Annotated in this window: 14 protein-coding genes; 2 read left to right on the top strand and 12 right to left on the bottom strand. The window is 65.1% G+C overall.

The window, feature by feature from the left end; all coding sequences use genetic code 11:
* Positions 1 to 2 precede the first annotated feature (2 nt).
* Complete coding sequence (locus ACS5PK_RS00905) at positions 3 to 683, bottom strand: MotA/TolQ/ExbB proton channel family protein (protein ID WP_439438400.1); 681 nt, start codon at positions 681 to 683, stop codon at positions 3 to 5.
* A 254-nt stretch (positions 684 to 937) separates the two neighbouring features.
* Positions 938 to 1,579: an ABC transporter substrate-binding protein gene (locus tag ACS5PK_RS00900; protein WP_269633273.1), complete on the bottom strand. Its 642-nt coding sequence runs from the start codon at positions 1,577 to 1,579 to the stop codon at positions 938 to 940.
* A 757-nt stretch (positions 1,580 to 2,336) separates the two neighbouring features.
* On the opposite strand from ACS5PK_RS00900, the gene ACS5PK_RS00895 reads away from it, so the two are divergent.
* Positions 2,337 to 5,387, top strand: coding sequence for a TonB-dependent receptor (locus ACS5PK_RS00895; protein WP_439438399.1), 3,051 nt, complete (start codon positions 2,337 to 2,339; stop codon positions 5,385 to 5,387).
* A gap of 381 nt (positions 5,388 to 5,768) precedes the next feature.
* Here the strand turns inward: ACS5PK_RS00895 and ACS5PK_RS00890 are convergent, their stop codons facing one another.
* Positions 5,769 to 6,677 carry an LD-carboxypeptidase gene (locus ACS5PK_RS00890; RefSeq protein ID WP_439438398.1) on the bottom strand — a complete coding sequence of 303 codons (909 nt, stop codon included), beginning with the start codon at positions 6,675 to 6,677 and terminating at the stop codon, positions 5,769 to 5,771.
* The gene (tadA, locus tag ACS5PK_RS00885; RefSeq protein ID WP_439438397.1) at positions 6,674 to 7,222 is read right to left on the bottom strand and encodes a tRNA adenosine(34) deaminase TadA; all 549 of its coding nucleotides are present in this window, start codon (positions 7,220 to 7,222) and stop codon (positions 6,674 to 6,676) included. The genes ACS5PK_RS00890 and tadA overlap by 4 nt, the downstream gene beginning before the upstream one ends.
* Positions 7,223 to 7,653: 431 nt before the next feature.
* Between tadA and ACS5PK_RS00880 the strand changes: the two genes are divergently transcribed.
* Positions 7,654 to 8,556: a DUF72 domain-containing protein gene (locus tag ACS5PK_RS00880; protein ID WP_439438396.1), complete on the top strand. Its 903-nt coding sequence runs from the start codon at positions 7,654 to 7,656 to the stop codon at positions 8,554 to 8,556.
* 5 nt (positions 8,557 to 8,561) lie between these two features.
* Here the strand turns inward: ACS5PK_RS00880 and ACS5PK_RS00875 are convergent, their stop codons facing one another.
* The 8 genes from ACS5PK_RS00875 to ACS5PK_RS00840 all read right to left on the bottom strand — a co-directional run bounded on the left by ACS5PK_RS00875 (position 8,562) and on the right by ACS5PK_RS00840 (position 15,181).
* Positions 8,562 to 8,810, bottom strand: coding sequence for a hypothetical protein (locus ACS5PK_RS00875; RefSeq protein WP_439438395.1), 249 nt, complete (start codon positions 8,808 to 8,810; stop codon positions 8,562 to 8,564).
* A gap of 104 nt (positions 8,811 to 8,914) precedes the next feature.
* Positions 8,915 to 9,721, bottom strand: a complete 807-nt coding sequence (locus ACS5PK_RS00870) for a FadR/GntR family transcriptional regulator (RefSeq protein WP_439438394.1) — start codon at positions 9,719 to 9,721, stop codon at positions 8,915 to 8,917.
* Between the two features lie 74 nt (positions 9,722 to 9,795).
* Positions 9,796 to 10,845 carry an NAD(P)-dependent alcohol dehydrogenase gene (locus ACS5PK_RS00865; protein WP_439438393.1) on the bottom strand — a complete coding sequence of 350 codons (1,050 nt, stop codon included), beginning with the start codon at positions 10,843 to 10,845 and terminating at the stop codon, positions 9,796 to 9,798.
* Between the two features lie 130 nt (positions 10,846 to 10,975).
* On the bottom strand, positions 10,976 to 12,223 hold the full coding sequence (locus tag ACS5PK_RS00860; protein WP_439438392.1) for an ABC transporter substrate-binding protein: 1,248 nt from the start codon (positions 12,221 to 12,223) through the stop codon (positions 10,976 to 10,978).
* A gap of 64 nt (positions 12,224 to 12,287) precedes the next feature.
* On the bottom strand, positions 12,288 to 12,683 hold the full coding sequence (locus tag ACS5PK_RS00855; protein ID WP_439438391.1) for a RidA family protein: 396 nt from the start codon (positions 12,681 to 12,683) through the stop codon (positions 12,288 to 12,290).
* A 28-nt stretch (positions 12,684 to 12,711) separates the two neighbouring features.
* A complete protein-coding gene (locus ACS5PK_RS00850) occupies positions 12,712 to 13,509 on the bottom strand; it encodes an ABC transporter ATP-binding protein (protein ID WP_439438390.1) in 798 nt (265 codons plus the stop codon).
* The gene (locus tag ACS5PK_RS00845) at positions 13,506 to 14,237 is read right to left on the bottom strand and encodes an ABC transporter ATP-binding protein (RefSeq protein WP_439438389.1); all 732 of its coding nucleotides are present in this window, start codon (positions 14,235 to 14,237) and stop codon (positions 13,506 to 13,508) included. The genes ACS5PK_RS00850 and ACS5PK_RS00845 overlap by 4 nt, the downstream gene beginning before the upstream one ends.
* The gene (locus ACS5PK_RS00840) at positions 14,234 to 15,181 is read right to left on the bottom strand and encodes a branched-chain amino acid ABC transporter permease (protein WP_439438388.1); all 948 of its coding nucleotides are present in this window, start codon (positions 15,179 to 15,181) and stop codon (positions 14,234 to 14,236) included. Before ACS5PK_RS00840 ends, ACS5PK_RS00845 begins: the two co-directional genes overlap by 4 nt.
* Positions 15,182 to 15,190 lie beyond the last annotated feature (9 nt).

Genomic DNA, 15,190 nt, shown 5'->3' with positions numbered 1-15,190 from the left:
GATTAGCGCTTGACTTGACGGCTGCCCATCAGGACGCCATGCAGGTCGGCGGCGAAGGCGCGCACTTGGGCCATCACAGCCTTGTTGCGGTTCACCAGCCAGTTGTAGCCCAGCACGGCCGGCACAGCGACAGCCAGACCGATGGCGGTCATGATCAGAGCGGCGCCCACAGGGCCGGCCACCTTGTCGATCGAAGCCTGGCCAGCCACGCCGATCTGGGTCAGCGCTTGCAGAATGCCCCACACGGTACCGAACAGACCGATGAAGGGAGAGGTCGAGCCCACGGTAGCCAGGAAGCCCAGGCCGCCTTGCAGACGGGTATTGACTTCACCAACGGCGCGTTCGACGTTCAGGGTCACCCAGGTGTTGTGATCGATGTTCTCGGTCAGGGCACCTTCGTGGTGGTCAGAGGCTTCCACGGCGCTCTGGGCGATGTAGCGCATGGCGCCGGTCTCGCTCAGGGTCTTGATGCCGTCTTGCAGGCTGGCCTTCTTGAAGAAGGTGGCACGAGCTTCCTTGGCTTCCTTGGCCAGCTTGGCGGTGTCCCACAGCTTGGTGAACAGGATGTACCAGGAACCCATGGACATCACGGCCAGGATGGCCAGAACCATCTGGTCGACCACATTGCCGTGTGCAACGATATTGCCCAGGCTGTAGGGGTTTTCAGTGGACTTTTCAGTCACGGGAGCAGCGGCAGGAGCGGGAGCGGCGGCTTCAGCAGGAGCTGCGGTTTGCTCGGCAGGCTTTTGGTCCTGGGCGCGGGCAACCATCGGCGACACGGCCAGGGTCGCAGCAACTGCGATTGCCGCGATCAAGGCGGAGATACGAGAGATCATGGAGTCAACTCCTACGCAAAGAAAACTGATGTTCAGTTGAGAAATCGGGGCCGGGTGCCAGCCCCTCATGTGTCGAGAACCGGGCGCACGGCCCGGATTCATCATTCGATGTTGAACACGAAGTCCTGTTCGAACACGTGATCGCCAGGGCATTCGTAGGTGTCTGCCAGTGCCTGCGAGATGGCATTCTGCATGGCGCGTTGCGCCTTGCGATCGCTGGCACCGCGGATCACGGCGAGTTCCACGCTGACCACACGGCCAGCCTTCACGGTTGCCGTTGCCTTGAATTCAGCACGACCGGACCAGTTCACCGACGGCACTTCCGGCTTGCCCATCTTGGTGCAGACCATGGCAGCCGTCTTCGGACCCACGCGCGGCGCGGGAGCCGGAGCAGCGACCGGTGCAGGCGGCGGGGCCGGGTGCACATCCGTCTTGGGCGGCGGCGTTTGCGACTGTGTCGAAATCGTCGGGGCCGGGGCCGGAGCCGTCACCTGGACTTCAGGAGGCGGAATGAACGGGGGCGGCGGGGCCTTCATGTCAGGAGGCGGCGGGACCACCTTCTCGACCGGAGGCGGCGGCTTCTTCACCTCTTCAATGACCTTGGTCTCGATCGGCGCGATGGCCTGGACCACCTTCTTCGCCAACCCGCTCGCCAAGGCATAGGCCATCAGGACGTGGATCAGAACCACGACGCCGAAGCCCGTCAGCCGAGACGAACTGTTGTTCTCCTGCGCAAAGTTCATGCGCGCTCCTTCAAAAGACTTCGTAACACTCTGCAACACGCGCCGCGCAGCGACGCCACACCAGAAAGCTCTTTCGAGCTCCCCACTCCAACGGCAGGCACCCAGTCTCCAAAACACCTGCCGCCACACTCAACGCAGGACCGGCAATGTACCAGCAAGCAGCCTAGACCTTGTCTCATGCTGGTTACCGCAACTCCCGGCACACGCGCGCAAAGTGCGCCGCGGACATGCGAAAGAGGCGAAATGATACGCGAGAGGCCTCTCTAGACTGGTTCGGGCTTACCCCGAGCTCTCAGATGACTGATTGGCACTAGTGCCAGCCCTGGCGGAAACACAAAGCGGTATCTTACTGGTCATATCGCCATTCACCAGACCGAAGCAGGGTTGCGCATCCAGGAATTTCACGGACGCATCGGAACGTGTCTCTTTGTTGCTGGACCAACACAAGGGTTTACGCGCGCCCGCCCGGGGGCTGCACCGCCCCTCGCGACTGCGGCAAAAGTCGCGCCGACTCGCATTTCTCCTGGGCTGACACGGGCTTGGCGCCGCACGCGCCAGTGCGGATTCACACCATGCGCTTCAGCACGGTGCCGACAGTCATGGGCTTAACCCTTACGGCCGAACTATGCAAAGTTCTGAAAATCGGCCTCGCAGTTTCTGCTGACCGCGCTTGCTTCTCGGCTCACAAGGTCGCAACAGCTGGTCAAGACTGAATGCAGTCTTCCTAACATACGAGGGTTTTCCTATGGCAAATCGAATGAATGAGAGCTCCCTGGGCTTCGCGCGCCGCTCCGCGGTCGCGATGGCCGTGGGCCTGATGGTCGCGTCTGGTGCGGTCTATGCACAGTCGAACGCAACCGGCAGTCTGTTCGGCAACGTGCAGGTGAGCGGCGCAACCACCGTCACCATTGAAAACACCGCTACCGGCCTGAAGCGTACGCTGACCCCCGACGCATCCGGCCGCGTGCAGGCGACCTCGCTGCCGACGGGCGTCTACCGCGTCAGCCTGGTCAAGGACGGCAAGGTTGTCCAGACCCTGGACGCCGTTGAAGTCCGCATCGGCCAAGGCGCCGAGATCGTCTTCAACAACACGCTGGACACCGTCACCGTGACCGGCGCACGCAAGACCATCGACGTCAGCAATACCAACAACAGCGGTGCCACCTTCACCGCCAAGCAACTGGACAACCTGCCCGTCGGCCGCACGGTGGAAGCCGTGGTCCAGTTGGCTCCCAACACCACCCGTGGCGACACCCGCTTCGGCAATGGCAACACCGCCAGCTTCGGTGGTGGTGCCGTCTCGGAAAACTCCTACTACATCAACGGCTTCCCGGTCGTGAATCCGCTGACCGGCCTGGGCGCCTCCCAGCTGCCCTTCGGCGCCATTGACCAGGCACAGGTGCTGGTCGGCGGTTTCGGCGCCGAGTTCGGCCGCTCCGTGGGTGGCGTGGTGAACATCACCACCAAGTCCGGTACCAACCAGTGGGAAGCGGGCATCTCGGTCAGCAACAGCCCGGCCTCCTTCCGCAACGCACCGCGGAACTACTACTACGCCAACACGAAGTACAACCCCGCCACTGACGGCAAGCTGCGGAACTACCGCCAGCAGAACACTGTCAGCGCCAATACCTACGGCGGTTACGTCGGTGGCCCGCTGATCAAGGACAAGCTGTTCCTGTTCGCCGCCGCCGAGCAGCTCAACACCAAGAACACCTTCGTGAGCACCGTCGACGGCTTCGTCGGCGCCAGCGCCACGGCGCTGAAGCGCGCCTTTGTCGAAAACGACTACAAGATCAGCCGCTCCATGCTGAAGCTGGACTGGCTGGTCACCGACGAGCACCGCCTGGAGTTCACCTCCATCGGCGACTCGCCGGTCAGCGAGAGCCGCTACTACGGCTGGAACCCGGCGACCACCTCGCGCGACTACGTGCTGAACACCTCGAACAAGCTCTCCAACGTTGATGACAACGGTGGCCAGCTGAACATGTTCAAGTACACGGGCAACCTGACCAGCGATCTGACCCTGACGGCGATCTACGGCCAGAACACCTCGAAGCACGAGAACGAGTACGCCGGCTTCGACCCGAGCAAGGAACTGTTCACCGTCAACGCCCCGGCTTCGGCCCAGATGCCTGGCGTGGCCTACAACAACCCGCAGCCCATCAGCGGCAACGTCCTGGCCCCCGGCTCGAAGGACATCGTCAAGTCCTTCCGCTTTGACCTGGAATACATCCTGGGCAAGCACACCATCCGTGGCGGCCTGGACAAGAACAAGATCCAGTCGATCGCTGCTGGTGAGTTCAAGGCTGGTGGCGGCACCTGGTTCTACTACAAGACCGACACGCCCGACGAGCCCATCGAAGTCTCTGGCGGCGTCGTCCCCGCCCCCGGTGGCCAGGGCTACTACGTTGGCAAGGGCCTGTTCACCGACGTGACCGACTCCTACGGCGAGCAGTCTGCCTTCTACATCGAAGACAAGTTCCAGATCACCAAGGACCTGCTGGTGGTCGGCGGTCTGCGCAACGAGTCCTTCAAGAACCAGAACGGCGACAAGCAGACCTTCCTGGAAATGAAGGGCCAGGTCAACCCGCGTCTGGCTTTCAGCTATGACGCCCGCGGTGACGGCTCGCTGAAGCTGTTCGGTACCGCCGGTCGCTACTCGGTGCCCATCCCCACCCACATCACCGTGCGTGGTGCTGGCCGTTCGACCTTTACTGAGCAGTTCTACACCTACACGGGCGTGGATCCTGTCACGGGCGCTCCCACGGGTCTGAAGCAGCTGACGGCTCCGCTGTCGGGCAACAACGAGTTCGGCCAGGAAAAGGACATCAAGTCCCTGGCTGCCCTCAATATGAAGCCCTCGTTCCAGGATGAATTCAGCGCTGGCTTCGAGCACGCCCTGAGCTCCACCTACAACGTCGGTGGCCGCTTCACCTACCGTTCGCTGAAGTCGACCATCGATGACTTCTGCGATGTGCGTCCGTTCGAGCGCTGGGCTGCTGCCAACAAGGTCACGATCACCAACCCGCTGTGGGGCAACACCTGCCAGACCTTCAACCCGGGTCAGGACAACACCTTCCTGGTGGACTTCAAGGGCACGGGCAAGGACCACTCGGTGGTGTCTCTGACGGCTGCCGAACAGGGCTTCGAGAAGGTCAAGCGCACCTACAAGGCCATCGACGTCTTCGTGGAGCACCCGCTGAAGAACGGCTGGTACGGCAAGGTGGCTTACACCTGGTCGAAGAACATGGGCAACACGGAAGGTCAGGTCCGTTCCGACAACGGCCAGGCTGACGTGGCCGTGACCTCGGTGTGGGACTACCCCGAACTGATGCTCGGCGCCTACGGTCCCCTGCCCAACGACCGCAAGCACCAGATCAAGGCCTTCGGCTTCGTGGACGTGGGCTACGGCTGGAACCTGGGTGCCAACCTGCTGATGGCTTCCGGCCGTCCCCGCAGCTGCCTGGGCAGCCAGCCCAGCAACCCGACCGGTTCGCCCAACTACTCCAACCAGCACTTCTACTGCCTGGGCGACAAGCGTAGCAACAACGTCCTGGTGCCCCGCGGCACTCTGGGTCGACTGGGTTGGGACAACCGTCTGGACCTGAACGTGGTCTACAAGCCGACCTTCGTGAAGGGCCTGGCCCTGCGCATGGACGTCTTCAACGTGTTCAACAAGCAGACCGTGACCAGCGTGGAAGAGCGTTACAACAACGGCACCCAAGTGCGTAGCACGTACGAACTGCCGCTGAGCATGACCGCTCCGCGCTCCTTCAAGTTCACCGCCAGCTACGACCACAAGTTCTGATCGTGCTGTTGGAAGCCAGGTCTGCGAAAGCAGGCCTGGTGAAGGAATCCCTTGCGGGACCAAGCCATCCAGTGAAAGCTGGGTGGCTTTTTTATTGACTTGTCGCGATTCGGTACGCCCACTGCAGGACAGCTGCGCAGGCAGCCCGGCGCGTCAAGAACGCCGGCCTGCATGCCGCCAGGGTCATGAGACGCAGGCGGGTGCGATGACTGGACAAGGCGCGCGCACTCACCCGCACTCACCCGCGCGAAGGCGCGGCGGGATGGCGTCAACGACGGGTGGCCAAGCGCCAAGGGCGCCTGTTTGCTGGTTGTCTGCTGGTTGCCGGCCAGACGACGCACAGTCGGCCGCCCAGCCGTCAAGGCCGAAAGCAGCGTGGCCTCAGTGCCCCCAGGCGGCAATCACGTCGCGCCCTTGCACGACCAGATCCACCCGATGGCCCACTGGCAGGCAGACCTTGGTCCGGACATGCCCAAAGGGCAGTCCCGTCAGGATGGGCGTACGGGTGCGCGCCCGCAGGGCCTCCACCACGGACTTGAGTGTGTAGCCCCGATCCAGCGGCGACTTCTTCCAGCCACCGAAGTCGCCCAGGACGATGGCTTTCTGCTCGTCCAGCACGCCCGCCTGCAGCAGTTGCAGCAGGTTGCGTTCCACGCGATAGGGATGCTCGTTGATGTCTTCCAGGAAGAGGATCCCCCCCTTGACCTTGGGAAAGTGCGGCGTTCCCAGCAGGGAATTGACGATGCTCAAATTACCGCCCCACAGCGTGCCCCGCGCCTCCAGGCCATCGAAGCCGGCCTCGGTGCGAAAGCCGATGGCCTCCAGCTCGCCATGCATGGCCTCCAGGAAGCAGTCCTGGGTGACATCATCGACCCCGCCCTCCGCTTCCGTGCGACCAAAGTCGTCGCAGGCCATGGGCCCGGCCCAGCTCTGCGCCTTGGCATGCTTGAGCATGCCCAGGTGCAGGCTGGTGAGGTCACTCAGACCCACCCAGCGCGTCCCCTGCGCCACGCTGCGGCCCAGCAGCTGCCAGTCAATTCGATCCAGCAGGCGCGTCATGCCATAGCCGCCACGGGTGGCCAGCGCCACGGACGGCGCGGCCTGTGCAACCCGGTGCAAAGCCGCCAGACGCGTGTCGTCGTCACCTGCAAAGCGCTGCTGCCGGGCCAGGGCCGCTTCGTCGATGCTGACCTCAAAGCCCATCGCGCCCAGACGCTTGGCAGCGCGCCGCAAAGGCTGGGCCTGGGGCAAGACGCCGGCAGGGGTGTACAGGATCAGGCTGCTGCTCATAGGCTGGGAAAGTCCTTGGGTGAAAAGTCCAGCGGGCTGGCGTCGCCCACCGGGATGCTCGATTCCTCTTGGGCCGCTACGGCGGCCCGACGCTGCTCACGCCGCAGACGGGCTGCCTCTCGCCGCTCGGCAAAGAACTGGCGCAGCAGCTGGGCCGCCGGATCAGCCAGCACGCCGCCCTGGATGCAGGTGTGATGGTTCAGCTGCCGCGCAGCAAACAAGTTCAGCACGGAGCCTGCAACACCCGTCTTTGGGTCCGTGGCGGCGAACACCACGCGCTTGAGCCGCGCGTGCATCATCGCCATCGCGCACATCGCACAGGGCTCCAGGGTCACGAAGAGTTCGCACTCTGGCAAGCGGTAGTTGCCCAGCAACTGGGCGGCGTGGCGCAGCGCCACGATCTCGGCATGGGCAGTGGGGTCATGCGTGGTGATGGGCCGGTTGTAGCCGGTGGCAATCACCTGGCCCTGGCGCATCAGCACCGCCCCCACAGGCACCTCCCCCACCAGCCAGGCGTTGTGCGCCTGATCCAGCGCCAGACGCATGGCGTATTCGTCCGCTGGCGTGCTTGGTGCAGGCGCCAAGCCGGCTGAAGGCGGTGCAAGAGACGGCGGGACGGGCGTTGTGTCGGTCATGGAGCACGCCAGTGTAGCAAGCGGCCCCTTGGCAGCGGGGTCGGCCACAGGGACAAGGCCAGGCGTCGGTGACTGGGCGGAATCGCACCGCGTATGCTTGACGCATGCAGGAGCGTCTTTTTCCCGAAGATTGGCTGGGGCAGCCCACACATCCGACCCAGCATGCGCCCAAGCGTCAGCCCGACTCAAGCAGGGCGACTGCGACGGCCACACCGGGCTCGGCTCAGCCCGCCTCGATCGACCCAGCCGGCCCGCCCCACACAGCGCAAGCTCGCTCGTCGCGCCGCCTAGGCGTGCAGCCGGCTCCTCATGACCCGGCGCTGCTTGAACTGGCCCGATCCTTGCCGCAGCGGATCCGCCTCGGCGGTTCGACCTGGAGCTATCCGGGCTGGGCAGGCCTGGTCTGGGACCAGCCCTATTCCGAAGCCCAGCTCGCTCGACGGGGCCTGCAGGCTTACAGCCGACATCCCTTGCTGCGCTGCGTCTGTGTCGATCGCAGCTTCTACCGGTCTTTGAGTGCCAGCCAGTACGAACAACTCGCCCAGCAGGTCAGCGAGGACTTCCGCTTCATCGTGAAAGGCCCAGCCCTGGTCTGCGACGCCCAGGTCCGTGACGAACAGGGACGAGGCCGGCAGGTCAATCCAGCCTTCCTCGACCCGCGGCTGGCGCTCCAGGAGTTCGTGCAACCCGCCATGGAGGGCCTGGGCGGCAAGCTGGGCGCCCTGGTCTTCCAGCTGAGCCCCCTGCCGCCCCATTGGCTGTCCCGCATGGACGGGTGTCTCGACAAGCTGGACACCCTGTTGGCCGCCCTGCCCTCGCTGCGTACGCACAGTCCTGATGGCCAGATCGCCGTGGAAGTGCGCGACGCCCAATGGCTCAGCCCGGACTTCGTCCAGGTGCTCAAGCGCCACGGTGCCAGCTACTGCCTGGGCCTGCATCCGAAGCTGCCGCCGATCGAGGAACAGCTGTGGATCCTGCGCAGCCTGTGGCCTTCGCCCCTGGTCTGCCGCTGGAACCTGCATCGCAACCACGGCCCCTTCGGTTACGAGGATGCGGAGAAGCGCTACGGTGACTATGCCCAGTTGGTGGACCCGGATCCGGCGACGCGGGCAGTGCTTGCCAAGGTCGCGAGGGCCACGGCTGCGGCCGATCTGCCGGTCTACATCGGCATCAGCAACCATGCAGAGGGCTGCGCACCTCGCTCTGCAAGAGCCCTTGCAGAGGCCATCGCCAGCGGGTGCTGAGGAACTCAGGGCGCGCCGGCCTCGGAGGCACGCTGCGCAGCCTGGTCCGCCAGGCCCTGGACCTGTTCCCGCACGGCTTCGGTACGCGCCCTGGGGCCAGGTGTATCGCCTGCACCGGCCTGGCCTTGGGTACCCGGTGCGCTGACGGCCCCCGGCTGGGGCACGGCCGCCAGCTGCCGGGCCGAATTCCGGGCGTTGAGCATGACAATGGCAAGCACCAGAAGCAGGCCGACAAGACCGAATGCAAGACGCATGGTGAACTCCCGACAGGTGGCAACAATGCCCCTCGCAGGCATCTTCGCATGCCCAGCCCTGGCGGCGGATGCCCTCGACTACAGCACGGACGGCCCCGCCGGATTCACAGACCAGGCGGTTCTGGCAAGCTCATGGACGGCCGCAGCTTCATCTCGGAATCCAGCAGCAACTTGCTGCGCAAGGCGGCCTGCACGACTTCCAGGTGCTGTTCGGTATCCACGATATGGGCCAGCATCAGGCGAGCGACCCGCGGGGCGTCCTGCTTGCGGGCGGCGGTCAGTATCTTGCGGTGGTGCATCACAGCGGCGCTGCCCAGCGCCTGATATGCCGCCTCTGACACATGAACCGAGCCGACCACCAGTGTCTGCAGCAAGGCGTTGATCAGCTTGCAGTGGAAGCGCAGGAAGGCATTGGGGCAGGCGTCGGCCAGGATGTCGTGGAAGTGCAGGTCCTCCGTGCGCTGACGCAGGGCCTCCGAGGGGCCCGCCATCGGCTCGCAGCAGGCGATGCTTCGCTCCAGGGCCGCGAAGTGCTCCTCGCCAAGATGGGGCACTGCTGCAGCGGCCAGCGCAGGCTCCAGCAGACGCCGGACGGCGTAGATGTCGTGGACATCGATGTCCTGGAAGAAAAGATAGTTCTGCAGGAACTGGAAGGTACGGTCCAGCGATACGGCCTCGATGGTGGCGCCACCACCCGGCCCCGTGGACAGGCTGATCAGGCCCTGGACCTCCAGGGCTTTGAGCGCCTCGCGCATGGTGCCGCGGCTGACCCCGAAGTGCGTCTGCAGTTCGAGTTCCTTCGGCAGGCGGGCGCCGGGTCGCAGGTTGCGCTCGGTGATCCAGCGCTTGATCTGCTCGACCACCAGGTCGCCGCGCTTGAGCACCCGTTGCGTCGGATGAGGTGGCTGCATCTTCACGAGACTTCCCCCGGCAAAGCTGACACCTGCCCGCCTGCGTAGGGCGGCGGGCTGGAGCAAAGGAGCGCTCAGACGCGAAGCGACGCCATGTCTATCACGAAGCGGTACCGGACATCCCCGCGCAGCATGCGTTCATAGGCCTCGTTGATGTCCTGCATGGAGATGCGTTCGATGTCACAGGCGATCCCGTGGCTGGCGCAGAAGTCCAGCATGTCCTGTGTCTCCGCGATCCCGCCAATGGTGGAGCCCGCCAGGCTGCGCCGCTGGCCAATCAGGCTGAAGCCGCGGATGCTGTGCGGTTCCGGTGAGATGCCCAGCATGACCAGCGTGCCATTGCAGCGCAGAAGTCCAGCCAGCGCATCCAGGTCCACGCCAGCGGAGACGGTGTTGAGGACCAGGTCGAAGGCGCCGCGCAGATGCAACTCGGAGGCGAAGTCGGTCGAGCTGTGAAAGGCGTGGGCGCCCAGCCGAATGGCATCCTGCTCCTTGCGCGGGGAATGGCTCAGGACGGTGACCTCAGCCCCCAAGGCGCGCGCGATCTTCACGCCCACATGGCCCAGCCCCCCGAGGCCCAGGATTGCCACCCGCATGCCTGGGCCGGCTCCCCAGTGCCTCAGCGGCGAGTACATCGTGATGCCCGCGCACAGCAGCGGTGCCGCAGCATCCGGCGCCAGTGCCTCCGGGATGGCCAGGGTGTAGGCCTCATCGACGACGATGGCCGTCGCGTAGCCTCCATGGGTGCGGGTGACCCCATCGCGCTCCACGCTGTTGTAGGTCGCCGTCATGCCTTGCGAGCAGTACTGCTCCAGGCCGCCACGACAGGACGGGCAGCAACGACAGGAGTCCACGAAGCAGCCCACGCCGACGCGGTCGCCACTGTGCCGCCGACTGACGGCCTCCCCTGTGCGCACCACCCTGCCGACGATCTCATGCCCCGGCACCATGGGAAAGAGCTGCCGCCCCCATTCGCCGCGGGCCTGGTGCAGGTCGGAATGACAGACACCGCAGTAGTCGATTTCGATCAGGACGTCATGAGGCCGCAAATCACGGCGCTCGACCTGCCAAGCCGTCAGAGGCTCACCGCGGCGCTGTGCTGCAAAGGCTTTGGCAAGGTACATGGGGGCTCCATTCTTCAGTCTGCGGGCATGTGGGCCCTGAATGCCGCCCTGGCGCGTGGGCATGTGGCTGCGGCGGCCAAGCCCCAGGCGGTCTGCAGGGCGAGACCTGCAGACCGCCTGCGGACAGGCTTCACTGCTTCCAGGGCGGCAGCGCCAGCGGCTCGGTGCGGACCTCGGGCGGCCAGACAACACTGCGCTCGCCATCAGGACGCCATTGGTTGACACCGATGGCACGAAAGCCTGGACCAAACCTGGCGTTGTGGTTCTTCTCGAAGGCCCAGCGTGCGACCACGCCGACGTGGTCGGAGGCCTCCATGGCGGCCACGAGCTTGTCGGGCTCGCTGCCGCCTTTCTCGATGGCCTGCTTGAGCAGGAACAGCGCGTCATAGGTGTAGCCGCTGGTGTAGTCGGGGGAGACCTTGTAGCGGGTGACGTAGCGGTCGTACCAGGGAATGGTCTTGGGCGTCAGGGCCACGCGCTGGCTGCCGGTCATCAGGTTCATGTGGCTCACCGCACGCCCCTCGGTGTCCTTCCAGAAGCGTGTGGATGCACCCGAAGCGTTGACGCCAAACATGGGCGGCCCCTGCAGCTCGCCCCACTGCTTGACGTAGATCGCACCGTCCACATGGGAGGACAGGTCGATGATGTACTGCGGATCAGTACGCATGATCTTGCTCAGCAGCGGCTTGAAGTCCTTGGTGTCGACGTCAAAGCCCTCGTCGGCCACGATCTGGACGCCCGCCTGCTCGAGGTTCTGCTTCAGCGCAGGCAGCAGTCCCTTGGCCCAGACCGCGTTCTCGGCCAGGATGGCTGCGCGGCGGTAGCCCTTCTCCTTGAGCAGGCAGCGCACGGCGAAGTCGCTCAGGGCGCCGGCCATCTCCTGGGTGGTGTGCATCACCCGGAACCAGTACTTGTGCCGGCCGTAGTCCTGCGACACACGTTCGGACAGCTGCAGCGTGGCCGCGCCGGTCGAGACAAAGGGCACCCGGTAGCGCAGCATCTGGTCGATGACGGCCAGGGCCGCGCCGCTGGAGGCAGTGCCCACCACCGCCACGACCTTGTCCGACAGGGCAAGCTTCTTGTAGGCATTGGCCGCGCCATCGGGCTTGTACTCGTCGTTGGCGATCATGAGTTCGAGCTTGCGCCCGCCAATCCCACCCGCCGCGTTGATGTCCTCGGCGGCCATGCGCGCCGCGTTCAGCAGCCCGTCGCCCGGCGGCGTGTTGAAGGGTGCGATCACACCGATCTTCACGCTGTTCTGGGCGAAGACCGGCAGCAGGCCACCGCCCGCCAGTGCGGCCACGGTCCAGGCGCGCAGCCAGCGCCGTCGTGCGTCCAGCGGCGGGGCCTGGATCACAAGTGTCTTCGTCGTGCTCATGTGCTTTCCTCCTTCCATGCATGCAGGCTTGCTGGGTATGTGCGCGGGCGCGGCCACCCCTTGTTCAATGCGCGGCCCTGGCCGCCACGATCTCCACCTCGAGCATCCAGCGAGCATCCACCAGCCCGGCTACCCAGGCCAGCGTCATGGCTGGCTTGACGCTGCCGAAGTAGCGGTGGCGGATTTCAGCAAAGGTCGCCATATCGCACTGGGGCTTCAGATAGCCGGTGAACTTGACGACGTCGTCCCAGTCCATCTCCGCAGCGCGCAGGATCTCGGTCAGGTTCATCATGACCAGCTCGACCTGTCGCCCGAAATCCGTAGGCACCTCTCCAGCAGGATCGACGCCCACCGTCCCCGAACTGAACAACAGGCGTGAGTTGGGTGGCACGACAAAAGCATGCGAGTAGCGGTGGCGGTACGGCGGCGCAATGGTCTGGGGGTCCAACATGGTGTTCATGGCATGTCTCCTGAATGGGCAAAGGGATTCAAAGGCCCAGGTAGGCCTGGCGCACACCGGGGTGGCGGGCGAGTTCGGCGCTGGCGCCCTGCATGACGATGCGGCCATCCTCCAACACATAGGCTCGATGCGAGTTGGCGAGCGCGAGCTGCGCGTTCTGCTCGACCACCAGCGCGGTCAAGCCCTGGGCATTGAGCAGTCGCAGCACCTCGAACAGGCGCTCAACAATCAAGGGAGCGACGCCAAAGGACGGCTCATCCAGCATCAGCACGGCAGGCCGGCCCATCAGCGCACGAGCGATGGCCAGCATCTGCTGCTCTCCACCGCTGAGCGAGGCGGCACGCTGGCGCAAGCGGGCTCGCAACACCGGGAACAGTTCGCAGACCTGGTCAACGTCTGCCTCCACGCCTTCGCGATCGCGGCGCAGGTGGGCGCCCAGCCGCATGTTGTCCTCCACGCTGAGGTCGGGGAAGAGCTGCCTGCCTTCTGGCGCGTGGATCACCCCCGCCTGCACCACCTGGCGCGGCGAACAGCCTTGCAAGGACCTGCCACCCAGCTCAATGCCACCCGTCGACGCCAGCAGACCCGACACTGCGCGCAGCAACGTGGTCTTGCCCGCTCCATTGGGACCTATCAGGACCACCAGCTCGCCGGGATGCACGCACAGGGAGACTCCATGAAGCACGGCCATGCCGCCATAGGAGGCGCAGAGCCTCTCTATGGACAGACCACCACGCCCCGTCGTCGCTCCAGAGGTGCATTCGCTGTCCGTGGCTGCGCCCATGCCCATGCCCACGCTCTTAACCGCGCTCTTAACCGCGCTCATACCTCCGCCCCCTGCCGCCCCAGATAGGCCTCAATGACCTGCTCATCGCTGGCAATGGCCTGTGGCGTGCCCTCAGCCAGTCGGGCGCCGAAGTTCAGCACGAGGGCTCGGTCGATCAGCGGCATCAGTTCGCGCAGGCGGTGCTCGATGATGAGCGTCGTGCCTCCCGTCTGGCGACGCTCGCGCAGGCACTGGACCACTCGCCGCACCGCCGGCGTCCCCAAGCCGGAGAAAGGCTCGTCCAGCAGGAGCAGTCGCGGCTGCGCAGCCAGAGCCCGGGCGATGTCCAGCAGGCGCAATTCGCCCTGATTGAGCGCCTCGCTGAGCGTGTCGGCCTTGTGGGACAGTCCGAGCACGTCAAGAAGCTCCCTGGCCTGCGCGCTCCGCTCTGCGAAGCCGGCCCTGCGGGCAGGCAGGCTCAACGGCAGCATCAACGTTTCCAATGCGGTCAGGCCAGCAAAGGGACGTGCCAGCTGGAAGCTCCGCGCCAAGCCCAGGCGGGCGATCACATGTGGGCGGCGCCCCAGCAGCTCGGTGCCCTCCAGCCGGACGGAGCCCCGGTCTGCGGGCAGAAAGCCTGTCAGCAGGTTGAACAGGCTGGTCTTGCCGGCACCGTTCGGCCCGATGACCCCTTGAATGCTGCCGGCGTCGATCTCGAAGCCGAGGTCCTTGACTGCGCACAGGCCACCGAAACGCTTGGTCAGCCCTGTCACGACGAGCAGGCTCATGGCGCGCCCTCCCCCTGTCCGCGCGGGAGGACCAGGCGCTGCAGCCAGGTTCGGCGCTTCAGCCAGGTGCTATTGGCAAGGCCGTCCGGATTCAGGTAGACCAGCAAGATCAACAGCCCGGTAAAAATCACGGCGCGGTACTGCTCGAAGGCTCGCAAGCCTTCGCTGAGCAAAATGAGCAGCGCAGCACCCGTGGCCGGTCCGATCAATGTGCCGCGCCCGCCCACGGTGGCCAGCAGCACGATCATCACGGACAAGTTGCCCGACAGCAGGTCAGGGTTCGCCTGCATCTGGGTGTGGCCGTACATCGCCCCGCCAATGCCCGCCAGAAAGCCGCTGAGCGTGAACGCCAGGACCTTGTAGGCGGCTGTGTTGAAGCCACAGGCGATGACTGCATCCTCGTGGTGGCGCGTTGCGCGCAGGACCAGCCCCCAGCGCGAGCGCATGAAGACATGCATGCCGAGAAAAGACACCGAGAAGAGCAGCAGACACAGCAGGAGGTCCGTCCCCACGTCATGGCTGAAGGGACGCAGACCGGACAAGCCCTCCTCACCGCCCGTGTAGCGTGAAAGGATGAAGGTCAGCTTGTAGGCCAATGCCGCGACGGCGATGGTCGCCAGCGAGAAATAGGGGCCACGCAACCTCAGGGTCAGACCGCCGATGGCGGTGCCGATAATCGCGGCCATCGCCGCGGCGACAGGCACCGACAGCCAGGGTTCCAGCCCCAACTGCCGGCCCAATATCGCCGAGCCGTAGGCGGCACCGCCGATGAACACGGCGTGGCCGAAGTTGTCGAGTTCGGTCGGCCCGCACAACAGATCCCAGCTGGCGGCGAATTGCGCATAGACGACGCCCAGGATCAGCAGCTCATGCACATAGGGCGATTGGCCAAACAGGCCCGTTGCCGCGGCCGCAGCCACCAGCGCAACGCCCAGCGGCGGCACGCTGGACAG

The organism is Roseateles sp. DB2 (genome assembly GCF_051857535.1).
GTDB lineage: Bacteria > Pseudomonadota > Gammaproteobacteria > Burkholderiales > Burkholderiaceae_C > Roseateles_B.
This window is presented reverse-complemented; position numbering and strand designations above follow the sequence as displayed.